At 70.7% G+C, this 7,777-nt stretch carries 7 protein-coding genes; all 7 read left to right on the top strand.

The features are described 5' to 3' along the window. On the top strand, window positions 1-408 hold a 408-nt coding region (locus VFU06_00640; protein HEU5207888.1), incomplete at its 5' end, for a hypothetical protein. A gap of 16 nt (window positions 409-424) precedes the next feature. Then, window positions 425-949, top strand: coding sequence for a chemotaxis protein CheW (locus tag VFU06_00635; protein ID HEU5207887.1), 525 nt, complete (start codon window positions 425-427; stop codon window positions 947-949). A gap of 42 nt (window positions 950-991) precedes the next feature. After that, entirely contained in the window at window positions 992-2,458 is a 1,467-nt protein-coding gene (locus VFU06_00630) for a methyl-accepting chemotaxis protein (GenBank protein HEU5207886.1), read from the top strand. A 3-nt stretch (window positions 2,459-2,461) separates the two neighbouring features. Then, window positions 2,462-4,726 (top strand): response regulator, encoded by a 2,265-nt coding sequence (locus VFU06_00625; protein ID HEU5207885.1) that lies wholly within the window; start codon window positions 2,462-2,464, stop codon window positions 4,724-4,726. Between the two features lies 1 nt (window position 4,727). Continuing rightward, entirely contained in the window at window positions 4,728-5,771 is a 1,044-nt protein-coding gene (gene cheB, locus VFU06_00620) for a chemotaxis-specific protein-glutamate methyltransferase CheB (protein ID HEU5207884.1), read from the top strand. Further along, window positions 5,768-7,105: a hybrid sensor histidine kinase/response regulator gene (locus VFU06_00615; GenBank protein ID HEU5207883.1), complete on the top strand. Its 1,338-nt coding sequence runs from the start codon at window positions 5,768-5,770 to the stop codon at window positions 7,103-7,105. Before cheB ends, VFU06_00615 begins: the two co-directional genes overlap by 4 nt. A gap of 177 nt (window positions 7,106-7,282) precedes the next feature. After that, window positions 7,283-7,696 carry a BON domain-containing protein gene (locus tag VFU06_00610; protein ID HEU5207882.1) on the top strand — a complete coding sequence of 138 codons (414 nt, stop codon included), beginning with the start codon at window positions 7,283-7,285 and terminating at the stop codon, window positions 7,694-7,696. Window positions 7,697-7,777: the final 81 nt, after the last annotated feature.

Raw genomic sequence — 7,777 nt, 5'->3', positions numbered from 1 at the left:
AACATGGGTGACCTGGCGGCGGCAGGAAAAGCGAGTGCAGCCGCGCTGGAGCGGCACCGCGACTCGGCCGAGCTGCTGTACCTGCATGCGCTGCTGCTGGTCGAGGCCGGGCAGCCGGGAGATGCGGCGGCAGCGGCGCGGCGCGCGCTGTACCTCGATCGCTCGCTGGTCGTCGCCCATCTCACGCTTGCGCTCGCACTGAACCGGACCGGTGAGCGTACCGGCGCGCGGCGCGCACTGCAGAACGCGGCATCGTTGCTGAGCCAGCGACCGGCCGACGAGGTGGTACCGGCATCCGATGGTGAAACGGTGGGCCGGCTGCGAACCAACGTCGAGGCGCAGCTCCGGCTGCTCGAGGGTGCGGCATGGGGGCGGTCGCCAGGGCATCGGCAGAGGATGAACGGATGACGCGGGGTCACGCGCCATGAGCGATCCACGACCGGCGCTGCTACCGGAGGATGAACGGGAGCGGGCGCTGCTCGAGATGCGCGCGGCGCAGCTTGCGCGGCGCAAGCTGCGGCAGGAGCCGGCCGAGTCCGTGGAAGTGGCCGTGTTCCGGTTCGGGCGGGAACGTTACGCGGTCGAGCTCGGATGCCTGCTGCAGATCTTTGCGCTGCGGGATCTCGCGCTGCTGCCGGGCGCGCGCCCGCCGGTGATCGGGCTCACGCCCTGGCGGGGCGACCTGCTGCGCGTGCTCGACCTCGGCAGCGCACTCGGCCGTCCGCACCAGGGCATCGCCGATCGCAAGCGTGTACTCGCGCTCGCGTCGGGCGGGCAGGCCGCGTTCGGCATCCTGATCGACGGGATCGAAGACGTGCGCCGGTTGCCGCTCTCGCAGATCCGGCCGCTGCCCGCGCGCGAGGGCGAGGCAGATACACTGTTGCGCGGCGTCACGAGTGACGCCGTCCTGGTTCTCGACGCCGATGCGCTGATCCGCGCCTACACATGATGCGCAACGCACTGTTAACAGCCCTGCCACTGAGGTGAGACCGTGACCTGGACCGTCAGCAGACGAATCATTCTCGGCTATGCGATTGCAGTCCTCCTGCTCGCGGGTGTCGCGACGATTGCCGTCAGGCAGCTCGAGCAGACGCGGACGGCGTTCGGCACCGCCATGACCACGGAGAACGTGGTGCTGCGGCACGCGCAGGATGCGATGGGTGCGTTGCGCACGTCGAACGTGGAGTATCTGCGCATCCTGGTGGAGCGATCACGTTCGGCGGGTCCCGCGCGCGACTCGGCCGTCACGGCCGCTCGCTCGAGCTTCGTGTCGCTGGTGGCGGAGGATCCGGCGCAGGCGGAGGGGTGGCGGGAAGCGCAGCAGCTCTTCGAGGAGTGGGTGCAGCAGACGGATGCCTCGATGGAAGCCATGCTCGCGACCGATCTGCAGGAGTCGCTGCAGGTGCGGCGCACGGCGGCGCAGACGCGCGTGGAGGTGGAGAGCCGCGTAGACGAGCTGGTGCGGACGCTCCGCGCGCGCGTCGACGACATCACGGAGACCGCGGATGCGACGGGGCGCAACTCGCAGACCGCGATCGTGATTGCGTTCGCCATCGCACTGCTGGCGATGATCATTTCCGCGTGGCTGCTGAACCGCGCGGTCAGCAAGCCGCTGCAGGAGACGAGCAACGTGCTGGCGACGAGCGCCGCGGAGATCCTGGCGACGACGACCGAGCAGGCATCGGGGGCGACCGAGTCGATGGCGGCCGTGACACAGACGGCGGCCACGGTGGACCAGGTGGTCCAGACGGCGGAGCAGGCGGCGGAGCGTGCGCGGGCGGTGGCGGCGTCGGCGCAGCGTGCCGCCGAGATCGGGCGCCAGGGCCGGGAGGCGGTCGAGCTGAGCAGCAGCGCGATGGACCAGGTGAGCACGCAGGTCGACACGATCGGTGCGAGCATCCTGGAGCTCGCGGAGCAGGCCCAGGCGATCGGGGAGATCATCACCACGGTCAACGATCTGGCGGAGCAGACCAACCTGCTGGCACTGAACGCGGCGATCGAGGCGGCGCGCGCGGGCGAGCAGGGTCGCGGCTTCAGCGTCGTTGCGGGTGAGGTGCGGGCGCTGGCGGAACAGTCCAAGACCTCGACGGTGCGCGTGCGCCAGATCCTGGGTGAGATCCAGCGCGCGACGAGCGCTGCGGTCATGGCGACCGAGCAGGGCAACAAGCAGGTGGAGCAGGGCGCGAAGCAGGTGCGCGAGGCGGGCGAGACGATCCGCAAGCTGGCGGAGGCGGTGCAGGCGGCGTCGCAGGCGGCGGCCCAGATCTCGGCGTCCGCGAGCCAGCAGTCGACCGGCATGGCGCAGATCAAGCAGGCGGTCGGCTCCATCCAGCAGGCCGCGCAGCAGAACCTCGCCGCGACCAGGCAGGCCGAAGCGGCGGCGCGCGAGCTGAACCGGCTCGGCACGCAGCTCACGGGACTCGTCGGCAGTGAAGCGCGACGGCCGAGCGCGGCCTGACGGATGTCAACGGAAGACCTGAACGCCCGCCTGCGCGCCACGTTCGTGCAGGAGCTGGAGGACCAGCTCCGCATGATGGACGCGGGGCTGCTCACGCTGGAGTCGCGGCCGGACGACGCGGAGGCGATCCGTACGCTGTTTCGCGCCGCGCATTCGGTGAAGGGAGCGGCACGGGTGGCCGGCGTTCCGGTCGTGGAGGAGGCCTGTCACGCGCTCGAGGCACTGTTCGCACAGGTGCGCGACGGCGCGCGCGTCCTTTCCGGCGGTGACTTCTCACTGCTGTTCGCCGCGACGGATGCGTTGAAGGAGGCGGCTCGCCGGCTGCGCGCGAACGAGCAACTGGAGGCATCGACGCTGCCTGTGCTGATCGACCGGCTGCGCGACGTTTCCAGCGCACTGCCCGACGGGCCGGACGCTCCGGGAGGCGATACACGCGCCGAGTCCGTCGCTGCGCCGGTCACGGACGCGGCCGCTGCCACCCATGACACCACGCAGAACGCTGCAGAGGATGCGCAGCCCGAGAACATCCGGGCCGCGGAACGTGCGCCCGTGGAGCGCGCAGACGTGCAGTCGGTGGACACGGTGCGCGTCTCGGCGGACAAGCTCGACCAGCTCGTTGCATACACGAGCGACCTGCTGACGATGAGCGGAACGGTGGCCAACCAGCCCCGCGACCTGGACCTGCTGCAGCAGGAGCTGGCGCGCTGGGCGGGTGAATGGCGCCAGATGGCGCGCGAGCAGGCGGACATGCGCCGGCGCGAGGAGCACGCAGAGCTGGATCGCCACCTCCATCAGCTCGTGGAGCAACTGTCGCAGATCACGCGTGCCGCGCACGACAACACGCGCGTGCTTTCACGTGCGACGGACGACATCCTGACGGGCGTGCGCGGGCTGCGCATGCGTCGTTTCGCCGACGCCGTGGAAGCGCTGCCGCGCGCGCTGCGCGACGTCGCCACGGCGACGGGCAAGCACGCGCAGCTGGTGATCGAGGGCGAAGACGTGGAGGCGGATCGCGTAGTGATCGACACGTTGCGCGAGCCGCTGCTCCATCTCGTGCGCAACGCGGTGGATCACGGGATCGAGAGCCCGGAGCAGCGCCGCGCACGCGGCAAGCCGGAGCAGGGCACGGTCCGCGTCTCGGCCTCACTGGAGCAGGGCCGGCTGCGCATCAGCGTGGAGGATGATGGTGAGGGGCTGGACACCGCGGCGATCGCGCGCAGGCTGCGCGCGCAGGGCGAGGAGCCGCCGCGCGAGGCGCGCGCGCTGGCGCGTCGCCTGCTCGCCGGTGGGGTCACGACGCGCACCGAGGCGACGAGCATCAGCGGCCGCGGCGTCGGCCTCGACCTGGTCCGCGCCGCCATGGAACGCATCGGCGGATCCGTCGATGTCGCGTGGCGCGCGGGGCAGTTCACCCGCTTCCTGCTCGACTCTCCTCCCAGCCCCGCCACGCTCCGCGCCGTCCTGGTCGCGGCCAGCGACCAGCTCTTTGCGCTGCCGATCGGCCAGGTCGACCGGGTCGTACGCGTCCACCCCGCCCAGGTGCACGAGGTGGACGGACGTCCTGCCCTGGCGCTCGGCGCCGCGCCTGTCCCGATCGCCACACTCGCCGGCGTGCTGGGACCGCCGCTGCGCGAGCGAACCGAGCTGACGGGCGCGCCGGCGCTGCTGCTCCGCTCCGGTCGGGACGAGCTGGCGCTCGTCGTCGATGCGGTGAGCGACGAGCGCGAGGTGGTGATGCGGCCGCTGGAGCGGCGGGCCCACGTGCCGCACGTGTCCGGCGGGGCGCTGCTGCCCAACGGACGCGTGGCCCTGGTGCTGGTGCCGCGCAGCCTGATCGAGGCGGGGCTCAACCGGGAGCTGGCGCTGCCGCACGTCGTCCGACCCGAGGAGGCGGAGGCGCGTGGCGCGCACGTGCTGGTCGTGGACGACTCGATCACCACGCGCACACTGGAGCAGAGCGTGCTCGAGGCCGCGGGGTACCATGTAACCGCGGCGGTCGACGGGCAGGACGCCTGGGAGAAGCTGCAGCAGGAACCGGTCGAGCTGGTCGTGAGCGACGTGGAGATGCCGCGCATGACGGGTTTCGACCTGTGCAGGCGCATGCGATCGTCGAAGCGGTTCGCCGAGGTGCCGGTCGTGCTGGTGACCGGCATGGAGACCGCAGAGGATCGCGCCCTGGGGCTGGAGGTCGGTGCAGACGCCTACATCCTCAAATCGAGCTTCGACCAGGAAGGTCTGCTCGCCACCATTCGGCAGTTGATCGGGTGAGATGCAGACCGTACGCGTCCTGCTGGCTGATGACTCCATGACCGCGCGCACGATGATGCGCTCGATCCTGGAGAGCGAGGGCGACATCCGGATCGTCGGTGAGGCGAAGAACGGTGTCGAGGCGGTCGAGATGACGCGCCAGATCCAGCCCGACATCGTGCTGATGGACGTGCACATGCCGGTGATGGACGGCATCGACGCGACCAAGGAGATCATGGCCCGCGCGCCCACGCCGATCCTGATCGTTTCGGCGGCGACGCAGCGGGACGTCGATCTTTCGCTGAGCGCCACGCAGGCGGGTGCACTGCTGGCGCTGCCGAAGCCGGACAGCCCCACGTCGCCGCGCTTCGAGGAGCAGCGCGCGGAGCTGGTCGCAATGGTGCGCGCGCTCTCGCAGGTGAAGGTCGTCCGGCGGTGGGTGGACGAACGCCGGTCACGTCCGCGCGCCGGCCGCGCCCGGGCGAGCGGACGGGTGCAGGTGATCGCCTTCGCCGCGTCGACCGGCGGGCCGGCAGCGCTTCGCACGGTGCTCGTGGGGCTGCCATCGCGCGTGGGCGTGCCGATCGTGGTCGTGCAGCACATTGCGCGCGACTTCACGGCCGGCTTCGCGCGCTGGCTGGGCGATGGCCTGCCGTTGCCGGTGAAGCTCGCCGGGCGTGACGAGCCCATGGAGCCGGGCGTCGTGTACATTGCGCCCGACAACACGCACACGGGCGTGACGGCCGACGGCACGATCTGCTTTTCGGGGGAAGGCCCGATCGGCGGGTTCCGGCCTTCGGCGACGTACCTGTTCGCTTCCGTCGCACGCGCCTTCGGCGCGGACGGGCTCGGCGTGGTGCTCACCGGCATGGGCAGCGACGGTGTGCAGGGGCTGCTCGAGCTCAAGCGCGCGGGCGGCTACGTCATCGGGCAGGACGAGCAGTCGTCGATCGTGTACGGCATGGCGCAGGAAGCTGCGCGGGCCGGTGCCATCGACGAGATGTTGCCGCTGGACCGGATCGCGCCGCGGCTCGTGGAGCTCGTGCGTGAGGGGAGGGGGCGATGAGCGCGGTGCTGATCGTTGACGACAGCCCGACACAGCTCGAAGCGCTGCGCAGCGTACTGGTCGATGCCGGCCTGGAGGTGCTCACGGCCGGCAGCGGCGAGGAGGCGTTCGACATCGCGTGCGGCGATCGCCCCGAGATCGTGCTGTCCGACGTGGTCATGCCGGGTATGAGCGGCTTCGACCTGTGTCGCGCGATCAAGCAGAGGCTGGGGGAGGCCGCCCCGGCGGTCGTGCTGCTGACATCCCTCGCCGATCCACGCGACATCGTGCGCGGCCTGGAGGCGGGCGCCGACAACTACATCACCAAGCCGTACAGCCCCGAGCACCTCATCCAGCGCGTGCGCTGGGTGCTGGAGAACCGGGCGCTGCGCCGGGAAGGCCAGCGCAGCGAAGGGCTGCGCATCCGCTTCATGAACGAGGAGTTCGTGCTGCGCGCCGCGCCGGAGCAGATGCTCGAGATGCTGCTCGGCAGCTTCGAGGACCTGTCGCACACGAACCGCGCGCTGCGAGCAAGCCAGGAGGCGCTGAGCGCGGCATCCGCCCGGGAGCTCGAGCGCGAGCAGCGGGCGCGCGAGGAGGCGGAGCGGACGGCAGAGACGATGGAACGGCTCGCGCGGGAGGCGGAGGCGGCGACCCGCGCGCGCGACGACCTGCTCGCCACCGTTTCCCACGACCTGCGCAATCCGATCGGCACGATCTACACGAGCGCGGCACTGCTCCTCGATCTTCCGCTCGACGATACGCAGCGCCAGCGGCAGGTGCAGATCATCAAGCGGACGGCCGAGCGGATGAACCGCCTGATCCAGGACCTGCTGGACGCATCCCGCATCGAGGCCGGGCACTTCACCGTCGAGCCGCACCCGGTCACGGTCCGCTCACTGGTGGACGACGCGCACGAGATGCTCGCGCCCATCGCCGATGCGGACGGCATCAGCCTGAGCGAGGACGTGGACGACCCGGACGCGCGCGTGATGGCAGACGCGGAGCGCGTGCAGCGCGTGCTGTCGAACCTGGTCGGCAACGCCGTCAAGTTCACCCCCCGCGGTGGCTCGATCCACCTGCGCGTCGACCGCGACGGCGACATGTGCCGCTTCTCCGTCCACGACCAGGGCCCGGGCATCCCGCCGGAGAACCTCGATCGTGTTTTCGACCGCTACTGGCAGGGGAACAGCGGTGCCGGCGGCGGAGCCGGCCTGGGCCTCGCAATCGCCAGGGGGATCGTCGCGGCGCACGGCGGGCGGATCTGGGCCGAAAGCGAGCCCGGCCAGGGCGCAACCTTCCGTTTCACCCTCCCGCTCGTGCATGACCAGGCCCCGGACGCGGCCGGCTCGTGACTTGCTCCCGGTATCCCCGGGTGAAGGCCTGAATCGAGGTCACGCCCAACGAAAAAAGTATCTTTCGGAACACGTTCCCGATGACAAGATTTCGCGTGGTTGCTGGGGTTTTTTACTGCTACGCGATTTGCAAAGCCCGTCGGTGCTTTCGCCCACCCACAACTCCGCGAGGTACCGATGCTGGCAGCTACGGAGGCACTCCCGATGGTGCAGGAATCAACCGGCGGCTTCGGCCAGGCACTGACGCGTCTCGGCATTGCGAGCGCGATCGCGCTTGGTGCAGTCGCGAGTGGCATGCTGCTCTCCCGCAGCGGTCGCCGGCTACTGGGCGAGGTGTGGCAGGGACGCCAGCGCACGACGATCGAGGACCGGGTCCTCGACGCCCTCTGGAGCGACGACCGCGTGGGCCGGCGTCGCATCGACGTGATCGAGCTGGCGGACGGCTCGGTCCGTCTGACGGGCGCGGTGCGCGACGAGGCCGAGCACGACCGGGCGATCGAAATCGTGAAGTCGGTGAGGGGCGTGCACGGCATCGACGCGCAGATCCAGATCGTGCCGCACCAGCGGCGCAGCGCGCTGCGTCACGTCTGAGGCGGGAAGCGGGGCGCGGGCATGCTCGCGGCCCCGCGTTCCATTCATCCGACCGGTGCCGCCGCATCGACTGCGCGCGCA

Source organism: Longimicrobiales bacterium (assembly GCA_035764935.1).
In the GTDB taxonomy this organism is placed as follows: Bacteria; Gemmatimonadota; Gemmatimonadetes; order Longimicrobiales; family RSA9; genus DASTYK01.
This window is presented reverse-complemented; position numbering and strand designations above follow the sequence as displayed.